This window comes from Ruegeria sp. BG11, assembly GCF_056538565.1.
Genome location: NZ_JBQFTH010000024.1, coordinates 1 through 19099, shown reverse-complemented (window position 1 = coordinate 19099; position 19099 = coordinate 1). Strand labels below are relative to the sequence as shown.

Sequence of the window (19099 nt, the reverse complement as noted above, 5' to 3'; positions counted from 1 at the left end):
TCAAACCTCCAAATCCAAAACCAGAATGCCGTCGATGCCACCCACGGCGTTCTCGACCAGTTGCGCGCCCAGCGCCTTGTGCGTTTCGTTGTTCTGATAGGCCTCCAGCGTGGCCCAATCGTCGAAGTCGATCACGAACCCATGCATGTATCCGCGTTCGATCTGCTCGGGGCTTTCACTACGCCCCCCGGTGAATCCTCCGGCTCCCGGAAGGGCCTTGGACACGTCCTCGAGGCCAGTGTAGATGGCTCCGATTGTCTCTTCGGTCACGTCGGCGCGGAATTTGGTCAGTACGATGTGGCGGATCATGTTCAGAAACCCTGATCTTGTTTGATCATATCGGCCGCTTTTTCGCCGATCATGATTGTAGGTGCATTGGTGTTCGATGAATTGACCGTCGGCATAATCGACGCATCCGCGACGCGAAGCCCTTCGATCCCATTGAATCGCAGGCGCGGGTCCAGAACGGCTTCGGCATCGTTGCCCATACGGCAGGTTCCGGCACAGTGGTGCGATGTTTTCGAATGTACGCAGATAAAATCGAAATACTCCTGCTCGGTTCGCACGTCCGGGCTCGGCAAACGTTCGGCCAGGATGTACGGCTTCAACGCATCCTGTGCGAGGATGTTCTGCACCAGTTTCAGCCCCCGAATGGACATCTCGCGATCGTAAGGATCCGCCAGATAGTTGGGATCAATAAGCGGCATCACCGCGGGGTCTGAACTTTGCAACCGGACAGTTCCGCGTGACCTGGGGCGCAGGAAACAAGCGTTCAGCGTAACCCCGCCGTTGGGCATCGCCTCGACCCCTGCCTCAATACCAGTACCGAGCCCCAGATGCATCTGAAGATCCGGCGAACGCGCATCCGGGTCTGCGTACCAGAATCCACCCGTTTCGAAGAGGCTGGACGCGACCGGTCCCTTACGGGTGAAAAGGTATTGCAAGCCTGCGAAGGCTGAAAGGTGAAGCTTGGCGAAACGGTCGTAGGTGTGCGGGCCGGTCACTTCGCAAATCGAGTACAAATCCAAATGGTCTTGCAGGTTCGCGCCGACCTGAGGTTGATGATAAACCGCGTCGATACCAACACTGTCCAAATGATCCGCTGGGCCAATACCCGACAGTTGCAACAAGCGTGGCGAACCGATGGCACCTGAGGACAGAATGACCTCTTTCGCGGCCAGGATCTTGTCCCCGTTCTTCATCTCGACACCAGTCGCCCTGCCCTTGTCCACCATGATGCGGCGGACCTGTGCGCCGGTGCGCACTGTCAGGTTCGGGCGGCTGCGGTTCGGCGCGATAAACGCCATCGCAGCAGAGGATCGTCGCGCATTGCGTTGGGTCAGCTGATAGTACCCCGCGCCATCCTGCTTCGCCCCATTCACATCGCGCGTTTCGGGAATCCCCACTTCCCCTGCGGCCTTGATGTAAGCATCGCAGATTGGCAAAGGTGCTGCGGGCATGGACACGCCCAGCGGTCCGCCTTTGCCGTGAAACTCGTCGTCGTAGGTGTCGTTGTCTTCGGATTTTTTGAAATAGGGCAGCACGTCGGCATAGCTCCACCCTTCGCACCCCATCTGTCTCCAGTCATCGTAGTCCTGAGCTGCACCCCGCGTATAGATTTGCGCGTTGATCGCAGACCCTCCGCCGATGACCTTGGCCTGGGTGTAGTTGAAGACCTTGTTCTGCATGTGCTTTTGCGGAACCGTGGACCAGCCCCAGCTGCCGATACCCTTGGTCATCTTCGCGAACCCGGCTGGCAGGTGAAAGAACGGGTGACGGTCGGTGGAGCCGGCCTCTAGCAACAGCACACGCGCCGAGGGTTCTTCGGAAAGACGCGCAGCGATCACCGAGCCTGCCGAGCCGCCCCCAATGACAATGAAATCATATCCTTCAGACATTCTTGTGCGCCTTGATTTACAGACGTGAAATCGACAAGCCGCCATCCACCGGGATGGCGGCGCCGTTCGCAAAGTGCATCTGCCCCTGAACCAGTGGGACCACAACGGACCCAATATCCTCGGGCGCACCCCAACGTGCCGCGGGAACAAGGCCGCCTTCGATACGGTCGGTGTACTTGTCGCGCACGCCCGCCGTCATCTCGGTCGCGATGATTCCCGGTCGCAGCTCAAAGACGCCGATGCCTTCGGGGGCCATACGTACTGCGAACAACTGGGCCATCATCGCTGCGGCCGCCTTGGACACGCAGTACTCGGCACGTTCGATCGATACCATTGTCGCGCTAACAGAGGTGACAAAGGTGATCGAACAATAGGTGTCTTGCGGCTGCGCTAACATGCGCCGAGCCACCTCTTGCGCCAGAAAAAACGCGCCTCGCAGGTTGATGTTCTGCACGAAATCCCAGTTCTCGGGCTTCAGATCCAGCATGTCACCACGCACTGGCGCCCCCACGCCTGCGTTGTTTATCAACGCGGTGATCGGGCCCAAATCGGCTTCGATCTGATCCAGTAGCGCGGGAACGTGATCAATGTCGGACACGTCGTGCTGCACATAGATTGCGCTTGGACCAAGCTCTGCCAAAGCCGCCTGAACAACCGGTTTGTCGGGTGCCGAGCGAGAGGCTATTGCGACCTTATAACCCGCCGCGATCAAGGCGCGCGCCACCCCGAGACCAATGCCCTGTTGTCCTCCGGTCACCAATGCAGTTCCGGTCATGCAGCGAACTCCGTTTCAATAATGTGACGACCTGCACGGAGTGCGAGTGCGGCTATCGTGAGGGCCGGGTTCACCGCTGCAGAAGTCGGAAGAACTGACGCGTCTACGATGAAAAGGTTCTTATGGTCGTGGCTACGACAGAACGTGTCGACGACACTGCCTGCTGGGTCATTGCCCATCCGTGCTGTGCCACATTGATGCGACGGAGTGCGCCGATCAAATGGTCGCGACAATACAACAGGAAACCCGGCCTGCTTCAGATGCGCCTTTAACCGCGCAACCAGGGCCTCGTGCGCAGCCCAATTCGAGCGTTTCCAATCCAGCCTGATCTGGTCACCTTCGACCGTCACCCGGCTGTCTGGGTTCGGCAGGTCTTCGGACATAGCATAGAAATCAAAACTGCGATTGGCGATCAGTGCTGCAATTGGACCCGGTAGATGGGTTTGCGACGCAAGAATCGGTCCGGTGATTTTTCCCAACATCTGAATGTTGCCCAAAGGCAAACCACCCTGCCCGTCGCTGTTGTAATAGTCGTTGAACATCAATGTCTTTTGATAGACAGCTCTGTTGCGACGCAGCGGATGAAGGGCCAGCACCGCCGAGCAATTGTGGTTCATGAAGTTCCGCCCGACCTGATCGGACCGATTGGCAAGACCGGCTGGACAATTGTCGTTCGCGGACTGCAGCAATAGGACCGAGGACTGTACCGCACCTGCCGCAAGCACGATGACCGGCGCATGCAGGGTACCGTAGAGGTCAACTTCGACACTTGTGACGCGACCAACGGCATCAACCTTCAGTTTACGAACACGCGCGTCAGTCAACAGTTCGACATTGCCGTGCTTCATTGCCTCGGCAAGCGCACAGGTTTCGGCATCCATTTTGCCGCTGCATGTATTGGGAAACGCATCCCAAGTTGTTTGCCCGGCCTCTAGCCAGGTCTCAATGTCCACGCCCAAAGGCACTGAGGATGGCGTCAGGCCTGCTTGGCTTAGCCGCGTCCTGAGGTCTGCAATATCAACCTCATCCGGCACAGGCGGGTGCGGGTAACCCCCACTGTGCGGTGGCTCGGTGCGATCTTCTTTGGTGGTGCCACGCGCGTCGTAAAGCTGTTCCGCGGCGGTGTAATCCATCTCCAACTCTTCGTAGGGCAAGGGCCAGCCATGCGAGTAGCCGCCCATATGCTGACGCGGCTCAAAATCCTCTTTCCGATACCGTATCAAAGCTGCGCCATAGAACTTGGAATTGCCACCGACGCAGTAGTAGTTTCCCGGGTTGAAAGGCTTGCCTGCTCCATCCACCCATGTTTCATCGGGGCGGAAGTGCCCATTAGCAAAGATCGCCCTTGGGTCTCGGTCCTGAGGTGAGGGCTGCAACCGCTTTCCTCGTTCAAGGATCAGAATGTGACGACCGGACGGAGCCAACGCGGCAGCCAGCGTTGCCCCCCCGATGCCCGACCCAACGATTATGACGTCAGCCCGATTCATGGAAGGATCCGCATCTCGCTTTCGGGATCAAAAGCCACGGCCTTTTCCATGTTCACTGCAAAGTTGAAATCCTGACCCGGTGCCACTTCGGCATCCGAACGCATACGCGCGATCACATCTCGTCCGCCCAATTGCATCGAGACGAAGGTGTCCGATCCGGCGGGCTCCGTCACCACGATACGGTTGGTCATCTGCGCGATGTTCGACGACTTTCGATCCGCTCCATCCATATCGGTGATAGTCTCAGGGCGGATTCCCAACAAGATCTCGCGCCCATCCCATGCGGCCAAGTTGTCTTGGCTGAACGGAAGTTGCGCCATAGATCCGTCGTGAACGGCGACCTCTGCATGAGGGCGGCCATTCAAGACCGTAACCTTGGCCGGTACCACGTTCATCGCAGGCGAGCCCATGAACGTTGCAACGAAGATATTCGCAGGCGTGTCATAGATTTCCTGCGGCGTACCCAGCTGCTGGACATAACCGCCGTTCATCACGGCGATGCGGCTTGAAAGCGTCATTGCCTCGATCTGGTCATGCGTCACGTAGACGATGGTGGTCCCGAGGTTTTGATGCAGCTTCTTGATCTCGGTTCGCATGTCGACGCGAAGCTTGGCATCGAGGTTCGAGAGTGGTTCATCGAACAGGAAAACGTCCGGATTCCGCACCAACGCGCGACCCATTGCAACCCGCTGACGTTGACCGCCCGACAACTGACCGGGCTTGCGATCCAGCAACTGCTCAATCTGCAACAGCTTGGCAACTTCCTGCATCGCTTTGTCGCGTTCAGGCTTGGGCACCCCATGCATCTCAAGCCCGAAAGTGATGTTCTGCCCGACCGTCATGTTGGGATAGAGGGCATAGCTTTGGAAAACCATGGCAATGTTGCGGTTGGACGGGTGCACCCCATTCATCACCTGGTCCTTGATGCGGATTTCACCGCTGGTGATCTCTTCCAGCCCCGCGATCATGTTCAGCAGGGTGGATTTGCCACAGCCCGAGGGGCCGACCAGCACCAGGAACTCACCCTCCTGCACCGAGATATCGACCTTGTGCAGAACCTCGACTGCCCCGTAGGATTTGGTCGCGTTGTCTATGTCTAGAAAACCCATTAGGTCTTATCCTTTCACCGAACCCGCCATCAGGCCGCGGACGAAGTATCGACCGGCCACGATATAGACGAGCAGAGTTGGCATGGCGGCCAGAATGGCCCCTGCGAAATGAACGTTGTATTCCTTCACGCCTGTTGACGACTGCACCAGATTGTTCAGTGCCACCGTCATCGGTTGACTGTTGGCATCGGCAAAAGACGCGCCGAACAGGAAGTCATTCCAGATGTTGGTGAACTGCCAGATGATCGAAACCACGGCGATCGGCCCGGAACTGGGCAGAAGAATACGCCAGAAGATCTGAAAGAACCCAGCGCCATCAATCTGCGCCGCCCGGATCAGCTCGGTCGGGAACACGGCGTAGTAGTTGCGGAAGTACAGCGTGGTGAAGCCAATCCCGTAGACAACGTGGACAAGCGCAAGACCCCAAGTGGTGCCAGCCAGCCCGATTATACCCAACATCCGCGCCATTGGGATCAGAACAATCTGAAACGGGATGAAGCAGGCGAACAACATCAGACCGAAAAGGATTGTGTCGTACTTGAAGCGCCATTTGGTCAGCACATAGCCGTTCAACGCCCCAAGAATGGTCGAGACGATCACCGCCGGAACCACCATCTTGATCGAGTTCCAGAAGTAGGGCTTCAGCCCTGTCGGATCGACGCCGATCTGCGCCGAAGACCATGCCTTGAGCCACGGCTCAATCGTGAACACCTGCGGCAGGTTCATCATGCCGCCGCCGGTGATCTCTTCCAAAGGCTTCACCGAGTTCACCAGCATGACATAGAGCGGCAGCAGGTAGAAAAGACCGAACAGCAGCAGCACCAGGTAGATCAACGTGCGCGTAACGCGGCCGGTTCGGATTGCGGTATCCTGAGTTGCTTGGGACATCAGCGTTTCTCCCGCAATTCGGCGTAGAGATAGGGGATCATGATCGCCGCAATTGTCATCAGCATGATCGTGGCCGACGCCGCACCGATCCCCATCTGGTTTCGCGTGAACGTGTAAGAATACATGAAGGTCGCGGGCAGTTCGGTGGCACGACCGGGGCCACCCCCGGTCAGGGCGATGACAAGGTCAAAGGTCTTGATCGCAAGATGGCTGAGGATCACAAAGGCCGACAGGAAGGCTGGTCGCAGTTGCGGGATAATGATCCGGCGATAGAGGTTCCAATTCGAGGCCCCATCCATTTGCGCAGCCCGAAGAATTTCATTGTCGATCCCACGCAGGCCAGCCAGAAACATTGCCATAACGAAGCCGCTGGTTTGCCAGACGGCTGCAAGAACCACTGTGTAGATGGCGTAATCACGGTTTTTTATCCAGTCGAACTCAAAGCTGGTCCAACCCCATGTATGCATGACGTTTTCCAACCCGATGCCAGGGTCAAGAAACCACTTCCAGGCCGTGCCGGTGACGATGAAACTCAGAGCCATCGGATAGAGGTAGATGGGACGCAATAGCCCTTCGCCCCGGATTTTCTGATCAAGGAAGATCGCCAGACCCAGGCCGATACAGGTGCAGATCACGATATAGAGGCTCGCGAAAATCCCCATATTGATCAACGAGGTTTCCCAATGGCTCAGCCGCCACAATTTGTCGTAGTTTTCCCATCCGACCCATCCAAAGGACGGCAGGATGCGACTGTCGGTGAATGACAGGTAGACCGAAAACAGAATGAACCCGTAGACAAAAACCAACATCATCGCCAGCGACGGTGACAGGACCAGCTTGGGTATCCAGTTCTGAAGGCGTGTCTTAAAATCCGCGTCGGCTGAAGCAGCCATGGCGCGCCCTCCTCGTTCGAGTCGTGTTAGATCGGAGCTTTTGCGCCCACTTGGTGACAGGGCGGCCAGACTGCCGCCCCATCGGGAGGATCACTTATGGATCACTTGGCGATCGAAACGGCGTCAACCAGTTCGGTCACAGCATCTTCGCTGCCGTATTCGCCGTTAAAGTGAGCGGTCACAACGTCATAGACGGCGTTCTTGACTGACGCAGGCGCGGCATGTCCGTGTGCCATCGAGCCGAACAGGTTGCCTGACGAAGCCGCAGCGGCCAAATCTTTCATTCCCTGCTGACCACAGGCATCCAGATCACTGCCGTCCACGTCAGTACGAGCCGGGACAGAGCCCTTCACCTTGTTGAAGGCAATCTGGAAGGAAGGCGACAGGATCGCGCTGGCCAGCGCGGCTTGCTCGGCCGATACCGTACCGCCCTGGTCAAACATCATGAATTGGTCAGCGTTGAAGGTGACCTGATCCTGAGTGCCCGGGAAGCGGAAGCACAGGAAGTCCTCACCCGGCACTTTGCCGGCGTTCAGGAATTCGCCTTTGGCCCAATCACCCATCATCTGGAAGCCGGCCTCACCGTTGATGACCATTGCTGTCGCCAGGTTCCAATCACGACCCGAGAAGTTCTCATCCACGTTGTCGCGGATGAAGGCCATACGGTCGAACGCTTCTTTCATCGCGTCACCACCCAGCGTTTCCTCGTCCAAGTCGATGAAGGCCGCTTTGTAGCCGTCAGGCCCCAACGTCGACATTGCGATAGCATCGAACACGGTCGCGTCCTGCCATGCCTGACCACCATGCGCGATCGGAGTGATCCCGGCAGCTTTCAACGCCTCAACCGCTGCGACAAATTCGTCCCAGTTGGTGGGCTGAGAAATGCCGTTGGCGTCCAGCACCGCCTTGTTGGCCCAGACCCAGTTGGTCGAGTGCACGTTCACAGGGGCCGAGACCCATTTGCCGTCATGCTTGGCGAAGGCTTTCAGCGCATCTGGAACAACGTCATCCCAACCTTCCTGGGCTGCCACTTCGTTCAGGTCAGCCAGCGCACCTTGATCGGCCCAGTCTAGAATGTCAAAGCCCAGAGCCTGAACGGCTGTAGGAGCGTTGCCTGCGGTGACGCGTGCGCGCAGAACGGTCATCGCCTGCTCACCACCGCCACCTGCTACAGGCATATCGGTCCAGCCGATGCCCTGTCCGGACAGGTCGTCCTTGAGAACGTTTAGTGCTGCGGCCTCACCGCCAGACGTCCACCAATGCAGAACTTCCACGTCTTCAGCGTGCGCAAGGCTGGTCGTGCACAGTAGACCTGCTACAAACAGCGATTTTGTCTTCATAAATTTACGCATTCTTGTTTCCTCCCTTAATGCGTTATTCTCACTCGGGACCAACCTGGTGCCCGGTCTTAGTCTTGCGGAACCCATGGCGCCCGGCTGTTGCCGATACGCATGACCACTGATTTCACTTCGAAGAATTCCTCAAACCCATATCGTCCGATTTCCCGCCCCTGCCCGGATTGTTTGACCCCACCGAAAGCGACCTCGGGGAACCCGTCCATCCAGGTATTGGTCCAGACCGTTCCCGCTTCTGCGCGGCGGGCAAACTCTAGGCAGGTGTGAACGTTTTCGCTCCATACCCCTGCCGACAGACCGTAAGCGCTATCATTGGTGAGCGCGATGGCTTCGTCCAGTGTTTTGAAAGTCAAAACAGACAGAACAGGCCCGAATACTTCATCGCGGGCGATGGGCATGTTGGGCGAGACGTCGGAAATCACCGTCGGCTGGTAGAACTGAGAACCGAGGCCTTCGACCTCCAGCGGCTCACCACCCAGATCAATAGTCGCACCGGAAGCTTGCGCCTGTTTGACATACGCGTCGATTTTTGAGTTGTGCTCGGACGTTACGATCGCCCCGACCTGCGTCGTCGGGTCCAGAGGATCGCCGAATTTGACTTTGCGCGACAGGGCGACGACACGTTCGCGGAATTCATCGGCAATGTCCTCATGCACGATGATGCGACTACTTGAATTGCAGCACTGGCCAACATTGAAATAGACACCGAACACAACCGCATCAGCGGCTGCATTCAGATCGGCGTCGGGAAAGATGACCTGAGGGTTCTTGCCCCCAAGCTCTAGCGCGACTTTCTTGAGCGTATCCGACGCTACTGCGCTGATCGTCTTGCCCACAGCGGTTGAGCCCGTAAAGCTGATCATGTCCACGCTGTCGTGGCTCGACATCACACTGCCAACGGGAACTCCGTAGCCCAGAACGATATTGCATACACCGGCGGGCAGTCCAGCTTCGACCAGCAACTCGCCCAGCATCAAGGTTGTCGACGGTGTCATCTCAGACGGCTTCACAACAACGGTGCAACCAGCCGCCAACGCGAAGGGAAGCTTCTGGCTGAGAATCCAGAACGGGAAGTTCCAAGGCGTAATGATGGACACGACACCGATGGGTTCCTTCAGCACGACACCCATCATATCTGCGCCAAGAGTGTTATGACTGTCGCCGTGCGTGCTGCGTGCCAATGAGGCCGCATAGCGCCAAAGGTCTGCTGCACCGCCGACCTCGCCCTTGGATTGGCTGATCGGCTTACCGCTTTCCAGCGTTTCGATCAGTGCAATCCGGTCGACATTCTGTTCAATCAGGTCGGCAACCTTAAGCAAAACGGTGGCCCGCTCTTTGCCCGATGCCCGACTCCACACACCGCTGTCGAACGACTTGCGTGCCGCCAAGATCGCCGCCTCAGCTTCAGCCTCGCCACCCAAGGCTGACTGGCTGACAATATGCCCGTGCGACGGCGAGCGCCGTTCGAACGTCTCACCCGATGCGCTATTCTGCCACCTGCCATCGATGAGATGCCGACCTTCAAACAAAGGCGGCAGCTCAAACGGGATAGCAGGGTTGATGGTGATGTCTTTCATATTGTCATAGGCCCGAAAATGTGGGGTTACGTTTTTCCATGAACGCTGCGACGCCTTCTTCGCGGTCCGCCGAGGCCGCAATCGCTGCGCTACCAAGGGCTTCGACCACGGCATGAGTGTCTTCACCGACCGCTGCATGGATCATATTTTTTGAGATTTCGGTGGCGCGAGGCGAAAGGTCGCTAAGTTCGGCGGTGATCTCAAGCGCGCGCGCCAGTACGTCGTCAGTCACCTCAGTCGCATAGCCCAAGGCCAGCGCGCGGTCGGCACCAATACGGCGCCCGAAGAGTGCCATTTCCTTCAAGACAGCTTCGGGGATCAGCCGGGTCAACCGCTGTGTCCCGGACCAACCGGGCACGATCCCGACCCGAGCTTCGGGCAAAGCCAGCGTGGACCGCGGGGTCATCAGGCGCAGATCGCAGCAACTGGCCAGCTCTAGCCCGCCGCCGAAGGCGTGACCGTTGATCGCTGCAATTGTCGGCTTGCCGATCCGCGCCAAGCGATCAAATATACGATGCCCGTCACGGACCCAATGGCGCGCGAATTCGGCGGGGCTCAGACCGCCCCAAGCGCCGATATCAGCACCGCAACAGAACGCTTTTCCTCCTGCGCCTGTCAGAACAAGCGCGCGAATGGACGTATCACGCTCGACCTCTGTCAGGCCAGCCTCCAGCGCGTGCAGCATATCTACAGTTAGCGCATTGAGCTTGGCCTCGTTGTCCAAGGTCAGGACGGCGGTTGCACCCTCGATATGAATGCGAAGCTTGCTCACAGTGTCATCCCCATCGGGCCAACTGCGAATAGCGACTTGGGCATCTGAGCCGCGTTTTCCGCGACTTTGACGCGACCGCCCGAGGCTTCGACAATATCGCGCTGCGCCTCAATGCCGGGCATGATTTCCGTCGCGACCAGACCCTGATCTGTTAGGCGAATGACGCACCGCTCGGTCACATAGAGCATATCTTGACCGGTTTCACGGGCACGGCGGCCCGAGAATGTGACATGCTCGACCTGATCCACCATCTTCGTGAATTTTCCGGGGGCATTCACACGGATACCATCATCCGCCAGATCAATCTTGGCGCCGGCTTCGAACCAGCCCGAGAACACGATCTTCTTGGCCCGCGCGGTAATATCGACAAAGCCGCCACATCCTGCAGTCAGATAGGGTTTTTTACCGAGTTTGGAGACGTTCACATTGCCCTCGACATCGACCTCGAGGAACGAGAGGAACGACATGTCGAACCCGCCGCCCTGGAAGTAGATAAATTGCTGTGGTGACGGCACAAATGCATGTGCGTTGGATGCGCAGCCAAAGGCAAACCCGGTCAATGGGACGCCACCAACGGCCCCCTGCTCAATCGCCCATGTCACCGCCTGAGGATGCCCCTCTTCCAACAAAACACGCGGGACCATTGCGCTGATGCCAAAGCCCAAGTTGGCGCTCATGCCGCTGCGCAGTTCTTGGGCGGCACGACGCGCGATGACCTTTTCGACACCATGCTCGGCCAGTGAAAAGCTGTCCCAAGGGCGCATAATCTGGCCAGAGATCGCAGGGTCATACGAGGTCTCTGTCGTTTGCATCTGCTCTGGGTCTTCAACGATCAGATCGACCAAGTGACCTGGCACGCGCACGTCATGGGGGCGCAAACTTCCGGCGGCAGTCACTCTTTGAACCTGTGCGATCACGAGTCCACCGTGGTTGCGTGTGCAAATCGCTTGCTCCAATCCGCCCAGATAGGCACCTTCATGTTCATAGGTCAGGTTGCCAAACTCATCCGCCGTGGTTGCGCGCAAAACGCACACGTTCGGATTGATGTTTGGGAAGTGCAACCAAGTCTGACCGTCGAATTCCTTTCGGTTAACAATTGGAGCCGCCGCACCACGCGCGTTCATCGCGCATCCTTCTCGAACAGGATCCACGAAAGTCTCAAGCCCGACCTGCGTCAGTACACCGGGTCGATGCGCTGCGGCTTCGCGGTGCATATCGAACAGAATTCCCGATGGTACGTTGTATGCGGCCACTCGATCTTCGACGATCATTTTCCAGATTTCCGGCATCTCAAGGCTGGAAGGACCCGACGGGTATGAACCGGCGAGAACGCGGCTTAGCAGTCCATCCTGCGCCAGATAATCCATTCCCCTCACGCCATACATATCCCCGGCAGCGATAGGGTGCAGCGTTGTAATGTTGCGCGGATGCCCTTCAGTGCGATACCGCTCTCCGAGTTCCTTCAGCACGAGGTCTGGGCACCCCAACGCAGAGGACGACGATACGGTGACAACCGCATTGTCTGGGATACGAGAAACGGCCTCGGAAACGGAAACAAGCTTGGTCATCAAAAACCGCCATAATCTATGTTGATACGATCACCCGACGCTGCGGCCTCACGAACGCTCAGCGCGATTGACAGCGATTTCACTCCATCAGGTCCGTCGGCAGCAGGACGGCCTTGTCCCGCCGCTGCGGCGACAAATTCCGAAACGCCTTGAACATAGAGAGAGTGGCCCGAAAACGGGATCTCTTCACTTCCGGCTTCAGTCACCAGCTGTATTGCCCCAACCGGGCGCTGCGTCATGATGCCATCCGCAAATATCGAACCCTCGGTTCCATGCACCTGCAGGCCAGACCCGGCAAAGGGGTGCGTAAAGCTCTCATGCGTCATGACCATCGCGCCTGAGGGCATAGTCCAGACGGACATGCACGAGTCTTCGACCCCTTGCCCCATCCCAGAACTGGCCATTTGCGCAACGACAGACACCGGGTCTTCATTGAGCAGGAAGCGGGTGACATCCGCGTCATGAACAACGATGTCAGGGATCACGCCACCACCAGCATCGGCCGAGTTGATACGCCACCCCTGCAAGTTTTCGGGCAAATGAACTGCGTGATGGATGCGCAACGAAAGAACCTCGCCGACGCGCCCATCTGCGATCATGTCACGAATGGCACGATGACTGCCAGAGCATCGCAGGTGGTGATTTGTAGCAAAAGCCACGCCAGCCGCGTCTGCCGCGCGCACCATTTCGATAGCTTCCGCTTGCGTCATCCCGAGCGGCTTTTCGCAAAGGACATGCTTGCCAGCCGAAATGGAAGCCATCGCCTGACCATGGTGCTTCTCATTTGTGGAAGAAATGTAGACGGCTTTCACGTCGTCGTCAGACAGCGCCGCGTTCAGGTCTGTGGTTGCATTGGGAATACCGTGTTCCTTAGCCCAGGTTTGCACCCGGTCAGAGGAATTACTGACGACCCAGGTCACGTCGTTGCCTGTCTGCTGACGCACCGCGCCCAACATATATTGCGAAGCTATAGTGCTCGCTCCGACAAATGCCCAGTTCATCTGATTTCCCCATAGTTGGAACGTTCCAAAATTTGTAGTGGAACGTTCCAAATTTGACAAGAAAAAACTCTGTGCGCACCATAAAGGCAAGAAAACATGGCTAAAAACGCGACGCTTGCAGCCTCATCCAAAACAATCACAGGGAATCAAAGGGATTCCCGGCGTGTCGGCACTCTGACTGAGTCGCAGAATTTGCCGAGCGTCACTCGCTTCATTGCGTTAGAGCAACACCTTCCACCGTCACCCTGTGCATAAGACGTCGAAACCCATGGTAGTCGTTGATCGCTTTGTGCCACGTCGCTCTGTTATCCCAAATGGCGATATCCCCTTCCTGCCAACGTAGGCGACATTGGAATTCAGGCTGCTTGCAATGATCATAAATCATACCCAGCACCGCCGCAGACTCATCCGCGCTCAAGCCTTTGATTTCGGTCGTAAACACGGGATTGACGAATAACCCGCGCCTGCCGCTGAGCGGATGCGTGATGACAACGGGGTGCAAAGCATCTTGCGTGGCTGCTTCGGCGTTCCCCAACCGGCCGCTTTTTGCCGCTTCTGTGTCCACAATGCGGGATCCAAAGACATGGCGAGAAGAATGCACCGCCCACAAACCATCTAAGAAACCACGCATCCTGGGCGACAAAGCTTCGTAGGCAGCAGCCATCGACACAAACAACGTGTCGCCACCATGGGGTGGAACCTCCAGGGCGTGCAGGATCGAGCCCATGGCAGGCTCCTGATCATAAGAGTGGTCGGTATGCCATCCCTCTCCCACAGCTTCTTTCTGATCCTTCTCTTTCAACACTGTGGCAATCTCAGGGTAGCCGTCCACCGGTTTGAAGAATCGGTTCACATTGATTGGGCCGAACCTTCTCGCAAAGGTCAGATGCTCTTGCGGGCTAACGCTTTGGCCCCTCAGTGCGACAACGGAGTACTTTGCGAAGGCTGACTTAATTACGTCGAATTGATCTTCACGCCGGATGTCCGCCCCGACGATTTCCGCACCCAATCCACCGGTGAGAGGTTTTACTTCCATGCGCCTTCCTCCCTGCTTCGCTCAGCCTAGAAGACGAGAAATATCACTTCAAAGCAATCGGCTTGGCTTCATACAACTCCAATGGAAGATCGTCCGGGTCGCTGAAGAAATTGAACCGATGGCCCGTATACTCATCGACACGGATGTCTTCGACGAAGACACCTTTCTGTTCCAGACTGTCTTTCAACGCTTCGATATCATCCACAACAAACGCAAGATGCCGCAGACCTTGCGCTTCGGGGCGAGAGGCGCGTTTGGGCGGGTTGGGAAAGGAAAACAGTTCAATCTGAGAGCCGTCCGGCAATGCCAAATCCAGCTTTCAAGATTGCCGCTCAGCCCTGAAATTCTCAGCAACGATCTTCAAACCAAGCGTCTCCGAATAGAATGCTTTGGACCGTTCATAGTCTGAACAAATGACGGCTGCATGGTGGATTGATTTCAAGCCGCCCACAGAATCTTTTCCACATATTATCAGTGTTTTAAATCCAAATCTTGAGACAACTTTTCACTCCACTTTCGAAGCTCTTCAAGAAAACCAAGAGCTGTCCGGCCAAATTCAGTAACCGAATATTGCACGGAAACAGGAGCTGTATCCATTATCTGCCGGCGAACCAGACCCTGCGCCTCAAGTTGACGCAGTCTTTCGGTGATCATCTTTTTGCTTGCCCCGCCGATCATGCGCGAAAGATCGTTGAAACGCACAGGTCCATCCTTAAGATGCCACAAGATCGAACCTGTCCACTTTCCGCCAATGATCCGCATACCGCGCTCGATTGCACACGGCTCATAACACGCCTCTGAGACATGTCGGCGCCCTTTGGCATCCTCTTCAATTCGCGCCCGCATCGTCGTCCTTTCGCTCAGACAACTAGGTTACCAAAAGTATACTAGTTGATTTCTCATACCTACACTCTCAAATGCTACCTGAACCCGCTTAAAGTCAAGGGTTCAGAGATTGCACAAATAGGATATGGACATGAGCAAAATCCTGATCGTGAACGGCACTCAGCCTTACGAATTCGCCCCCGGACAGTTGAACGCCAGCCTCACCGACCGGGCGCGCGGCATGCTGACGGCAATGGGTCACGACGTGCGCGTGACCACCGTCGCTGACGGCTATGACGCGAATGCTGAGGTTGAGGCGCACCTTTGGGCCGATACAGTCATCATGCAATTCCCGGTGAACTGGATGGGTGTTCCGTGGATCTTCAAGAAATACATGGATGAGGTCTATACGGCCGGCATGGACGGTCGTATGTGCGCAGGCGACGGTCGAACGACTGACTCACCCAAAGCAAATTACGGCACCGGCGGCACGCTGAATGACAAGAAATACATGTTGTCGGTTACCTTCAACGCCCCGAAAGAAGCGTTCGATGATGCGTCCGAGCCTTTCTTTGCAGGCGCCAGCGTCGATGACCTATTGGCACCGATGCACCTGAACGCAAAGTTCTTTGCCATGCAGCCCCTTCCGACTTTTGCTGCATTTGATGCTATGAAGAACCCGGAAATCGAGGCCGATTTCGCTCGATTTGACGTACATCTGAAAACCACATTTACCGAGGTTGAACATGTCCCAGCCTGATATCCATCTTTACACAGCGGGAACGATGAACGGGTACAAGCCGGTTATCTTTCTAGAGGAGGCAGGCGTCCCTTACGACCTGACTCACATCAACTTTTCCAAGCAGGAACAAAAGGCGCCGGATTATCTGGCGCTGAACCCTAACGGAAAGATCCCAACAATCGAGGATCGTTCGGAAGGGCGCGCCATCTTCGAATCCGGTGCAATCCTGTGGCATCTGGCCGAGAAATACGGAAAGTTCCTGCCTGCGGATCCAGTAAAAAGGTCCGAGGTGATGCAATGGGTTCTGTTTCAAGTCGGCCATGTAGGCCCCATGATGGGACAGGCGATGTATTTCCAGCACATTGCAGCGCCCAATGGCCACGAAGAGCCCTTTTCAATCCGCAGATACGTGGACGAAAGCCGCCGCTTGATGGAGGTGATGAATACACGTCTGGACGGGCGTGAATGGATCGCTGCGGACGAATACACCATTGCCGACATGATGCTGTACCCGTGGGCGCGTGCTCATGTCTGGGCACGGGTGGATGTATCGGACCTGCCATATCTGAACGCATGGTTCGACCGCATTGATGCCCGGCCCGCCGTGCAGCGGGCGTTGACCATTCCCAAGGCCAACCCTCAGTTCTGGGACGCCGCCGCAGATGCCAGCGCCTTTGCTAAGGAAAACGCAGCGCGGTTTTCGAGCGATGTGAAAGGAAGCTGAAGCGGTGAATGCCGGGCATTTCCGGCATGATCACCACACGATCGGACTGGAAATTCCAGTGCGCCCTCGCTGAACAACCGTTGCAGGGTTGCAAGGCGAGGGTCTCCACGACAACCTTCATCCTATAGAAAAACACTCAATCGGGGTGGTCGCTTGCCGACCACTACAACCTTGGAATTTTGAAGGGTCCCTAATTTATGGCACTGCATAACCACCCCATGTGGCGGAAGCCGCAACATCATCAAGACCTCGACCACACTCACGACCACGTCCACTGGGCCGAGTTATTCTATGACCTGATCCATGTTGTAACGATCTTCCTTCTTGGGAACTACCTGTCACACCATCTCGATCTGAATGGGTTTCTTGTGTTCGCCGGTGTCTTCATCACGCTCTGGTACGCGTGGGGTGAACTCAGTATTTTCAACTCGATCTACGTCAGCACCGATTTCTGGCATCGCCTGATCATGGCCGTGATGATCTGTACGGTGATGTTCATGGCCGCCGCCATCCCCGCCATCGACGGCAAGGGCTGGGTTTTCTTCGCGTTGGGGTTTGCCGCGAACAGAGCCATGATCGCCGCGCTATATTTCCGTGCTCAGCGAACCAATTCCTCGGGCGTTTCGATGTCGGCGGCACAGATCCGCAACTTCTCGGCCTTTGCCGTGATCTTTGCCATTACGGCGTTTCTGCCTAAACCGCTTGCCTATTGGGTGTTTGCTGCCGCGATGGTTGCCTCGCAGGCGATGTACATGATCCCCGGCGTCACTGTCCTGCGCTTTGAACGGTTCGTCCCGCGCCTCGGTCATATGGCAGAGCGGTTTGCCTTGTTGACGCTGATCGTTTTGGGTGAAGGGTTCTTCAAACTGGTCGTCACACTGTCTGAGAAAGGCATCTACAAAGTTTCACCCGACGTGCTGGTCAACTTTATAATTGGCGGCGTTTCGATGTTCGTGATGTGTTGGATCTATTTCGACTTCGTTGGCAACGCCAAACCCAAAGACAAAAAGGTTTCGACCTTGGTGATCTGGTGGCTTGCTCATCTGGTCTTGATGTTGTGTGGCGTGATGGTCGGCGTGGCCCTTGCAGCCGAGGTTAAGGTCGGGTTTTGGGAGCCGTACCCAACAGAATACGCTGCCATTGGCTGTTTCGGCCTTGCCGGATACATCGCCATGCTTTGGGTACTTCAGAACGTCATTGAACACCGTGTGGCCTCAGATTTCGGGCGTTGGGATGTGCGGGTGTTTGGGATCGTTTTGGCAATCGCCTGTTTCTATATTGTCCCGCATGTCCCCTCCTTGGTTGGCAATCTGATTTGGGGCACGGCCTTGCTGTCTCAAATCGCGATTCCCTTGATGCGCGCCAGAGCGAAGCTTCGCCATGACTGAAGCTGTGAAAGGTGCAAACTACCTGAGAAAAAGAGTCTACTGGTGGCTCGAGCGCCCAGACCGCGCTGCAACCGGTCCTTGGGTACTTGAACTCGCTCTAATCGCTCTGATCACGCTGAACGTGGCCGCTGTTATCCTTGAAACGGTCGATTCAATCTATGACCGCTGGGGGGTCGCACTCAATCTGTTCGAAAGCCTTTCATTGTTCGTTTTCGTGGTGGAGTACGCGGCGAGGCTGTGGGTTGCGACAGAAAACCCAAACTACAAAACGCGCGCATCCTGGGCCGTTTCTCCAATCGCAATAATCGACCTATTGGCCATACTCCCAGCGCTGCTTTACCTACTCTTTCCGGTTGACCTTCGGCTGCTAAGAACCTTCCGTATGTTGCGCTTGCTCAAACTCACAAGGTACTCACCCGCGCTCGGCATGCTGCTTGCGGTGTTCGAGGAAGAAGCGGGCGCCTTTTTTGCGGGTTTCTTCATCCTGATGGTGATGCTGATCTTTGCTGCAAGTGGCGCTTGGCTCGCAGAGCACGAGGCGCAACCAGAAGCCTTTGGCTCAATTCCGGCGGCGATGTGGTGGGCGATGGCGACATTGACAACCGTCGGCTATGGCGACGTAACGCCCGTGACAGTTGGCGGTAAGATCTTCGGCGCTGCGATCACAGTGATTGGCATTGGTATGGCTGCATTGCCAGCAGGGATCATCGCAAGCGGTCTAAACGACCAGTTGCACCGCCGACGGGCCAGCCTGGAACGTGAATTTCGAAAGGCGTTGGAAGATGGCGATATCTGTGAAGCAGACGAAGCAGATATTGAAGCCGTTCGCAAGCAGTTGGGTCTGTCGCGTCGATCTGCCGAGCAGATCCGAGATCGCGTACATGCCGAGACGATGTCAGAAGCCAAACGTTGCCCAACATGTGGTCGATCAACCGTTCCCGGAACTAGAGCCTGAATTCACGAGCAGCTGCTGTCAGACGAATTCGAACCAGTCTCAGTTTGCTGCGAAAACCGCGCACCTATCCGGAACAAAGTTGACGCCACTCGGCGAGAGCGGCGGC

18 protein-coding genes and 1 pseudogene are annotated in these 19099 nt (G+C 56.5%); 4 read left to right on the top strand and 15 right to left on the bottom strand.

The window, feature by feature from the left end:
* The 15 genes and pseudogenes from ACR0JF_RS22785 to ACR0JF_RS22715 form a co-directional block, all read right to left on the bottom strand.
* Positions 1–309, bottom strand: coding sequence for a Dabb family protein (locus ACR0JF_RS22785; protein WP_170663277.1), 309 nt, complete (start codon positions 307–309; stop codon positions 1–3).
* Between the two features lie 2 nt (positions 310–311).
* Positions 312–1898, bottom strand: coding sequence for a GMC family oxidoreductase N-terminal domain-containing protein (locus ACR0JF_RS22780; RefSeq protein WP_170663279.1), 1587 nt, complete (start codon positions 1896–1898; stop codon positions 312–314).
* A 16-nt stretch (positions 1899–1914) separates the two neighbouring features.
* On the bottom strand, positions 1915–2673 hold the full coding sequence (locus tag ACR0JF_RS22775; RefSeq protein WP_170663281.1) for a 3-ketoacyl-ACP reductase: 759 nt from the start codon (positions 2671–2673) through the stop codon (positions 1915–1917).
* Positions 2670–4160 (bottom strand): GMC family oxidoreductase, encoded by a 1491-nt coding sequence (locus tag ACR0JF_RS22770; protein WP_170663283.1) that lies wholly within the window; start codon positions 4158–4160, stop codon positions 2670–2672. Before ACR0JF_RS22770 ends, ACR0JF_RS22775 begins: the two co-directional genes overlap by 4 nt.
* On the bottom strand, positions 4157–5269 hold the full coding sequence (locus tag ACR0JF_RS22765; RefSeq protein WP_170470396.1) for a sn-glycerol-3-phosphate ABC transporter ATP-binding protein UgpC: 1113 nt from the start codon (positions 5267–5269) through the stop codon (positions 4157–4159). The genes ACR0JF_RS22770 and ACR0JF_RS22765 overlap by 4 nt, the downstream gene beginning before the upstream one ends.
* Positions 5270–5275: 6 nt before the next feature.
* On the bottom strand, positions 5276–6157 hold the full coding sequence (locus tag ACR0JF_RS22760) for a carbohydrate ABC transporter permease (protein WP_068340098.1): 882 nt from the start codon (positions 6155–6157) through the stop codon (positions 5276–5278).
* Positions 6157–7050, bottom strand: coding sequence for a carbohydrate ABC transporter permease (locus tag ACR0JF_RS22755; RefSeq protein WP_170376146.1), 894 nt, complete (start codon positions 7048–7050; stop codon positions 6157–6159). Before ACR0JF_RS22755 ends, ACR0JF_RS22760 begins: the two co-directional genes overlap by 1 nt.
* Before the next feature lie 101 nt (positions 7051–7151).
* A complete protein-coding gene (locus ACR0JF_RS22750) occupies positions 7152–8390 on the bottom strand; it encodes an ABC transporter substrate-binding protein (protein ID WP_480670041.1) in 1239 nt (412 codons plus the stop codon).
* Positions 8391–8458: 68 nt separating this feature from the next.
* Positions 8459–9982, bottom strand: coding sequence for an aldehyde dehydrogenase family protein (locus ACR0JF_RS22745; RefSeq protein ID WP_170663287.1), 1524 nt, complete (start codon positions 9980–9982; stop codon positions 8459–8461).
* 4 nt (positions 9983–9986) lie between these two features.
* Entirely contained in the window at positions 9987–10754 is a 768-nt protein-coding gene (locus ACR0JF_RS22740; RefSeq protein WP_170663289.1) for an enoyl-CoA hydratase/isomerase family protein, read from the bottom strand.
* Complete coding sequence (locus ACR0JF_RS22735; protein WP_170663291.1) at positions 10751–12322, bottom strand: CoA-transferase; 1572 nt, start codon at positions 12320–12322, stop codon at positions 10751–10753. Before ACR0JF_RS22735 ends, ACR0JF_RS22740 begins: the two co-directional genes overlap by 4 nt.
* Positions 12322–13323, bottom strand: coding sequence for a Gfo/Idh/MocA family protein (locus tag ACR0JF_RS22730; protein ID WP_170663293.1), 1002 nt, complete (start codon positions 13321–13323; stop codon positions 12322–12324). The genes ACR0JF_RS22735 and ACR0JF_RS22730 overlap by 1 nt, the downstream gene beginning before the upstream one ends.
* Before the next feature lie 211 nt (positions 13324–13534).
* Positions 13535–14359, bottom strand: a complete 825-nt coding sequence (locus tag ACR0JF_RS22725; protein WP_170663295.1) for a TauD/TfdA family dioxygenase — start codon at positions 14357–14359, stop codon at positions 13535–13537.
* 43 nt (positions 14360–14402) lie between these two features.
* Positions 14403–14810, bottom strand: a pseudogene (gloA2, locus tag ACR0JF_RS22720) (SMU1112c/YaeR family gloxylase I-like metalloprotein).
* A 20-nt stretch (positions 14811–14830) separates the two neighbouring features.
* Complete coding sequence (locus ACR0JF_RS22715; protein ID WP_480670033.1) at positions 14831–15121, bottom strand: winged helix-turn-helix transcriptional regulator; 291 nt, start codon at positions 15119–15121, stop codon at positions 14831–14833.
* Between the two features lie 214 nt (positions 15122–15335).
* Between ACR0JF_RS22715 and ACR0JF_RS22710 the strand changes: the two genes are divergently transcribed.
* From ACR0JF_RS22710 to ACR0JF_RS22695, 4 genes are all read left to right on the top strand, one after another.
* Positions 15336–15944, top strand: a complete 609-nt coding sequence (locus tag ACR0JF_RS22710; RefSeq protein ID WP_170663299.1) for an NAD(P)H-dependent oxidoreductase — start codon at positions 15336–15338, stop codon at positions 15942–15944.
* Positions 15931–16650: a glutathione S-transferase N-terminal domain-containing protein gene (locus tag ACR0JF_RS22705; RefSeq protein ID WP_170663301.1), complete on the top strand. Its 720-nt coding sequence runs from the start codon at positions 15931–15933 to the stop codon at positions 16648–16650. The genes ACR0JF_RS22710 and ACR0JF_RS22705 overlap by 14 nt, the downstream gene beginning before the upstream one ends.
* A 197-nt stretch (positions 16651–16847) precedes the next feature.
* Positions 16848–18038, top strand: coding sequence for a low temperature requirement protein A (locus ACR0JF_RS22700; RefSeq protein WP_170663303.1), 1191 nt, complete (start codon positions 16848–16850; stop codon positions 18036–18038).
* A complete protein-coding gene (locus ACR0JF_RS22695) occupies positions 18031–18993 on the top strand; it encodes an ion transporter (RefSeq protein ID WP_170663305.1) in 963 nt (320 codons plus the stop codon). The genes ACR0JF_RS22700 and ACR0JF_RS22695 overlap by 8 nt, the downstream gene beginning before the upstream one ends.
* The last annotated feature ends 106 nt before the right edge of the window (positions 18994–19099 follow it).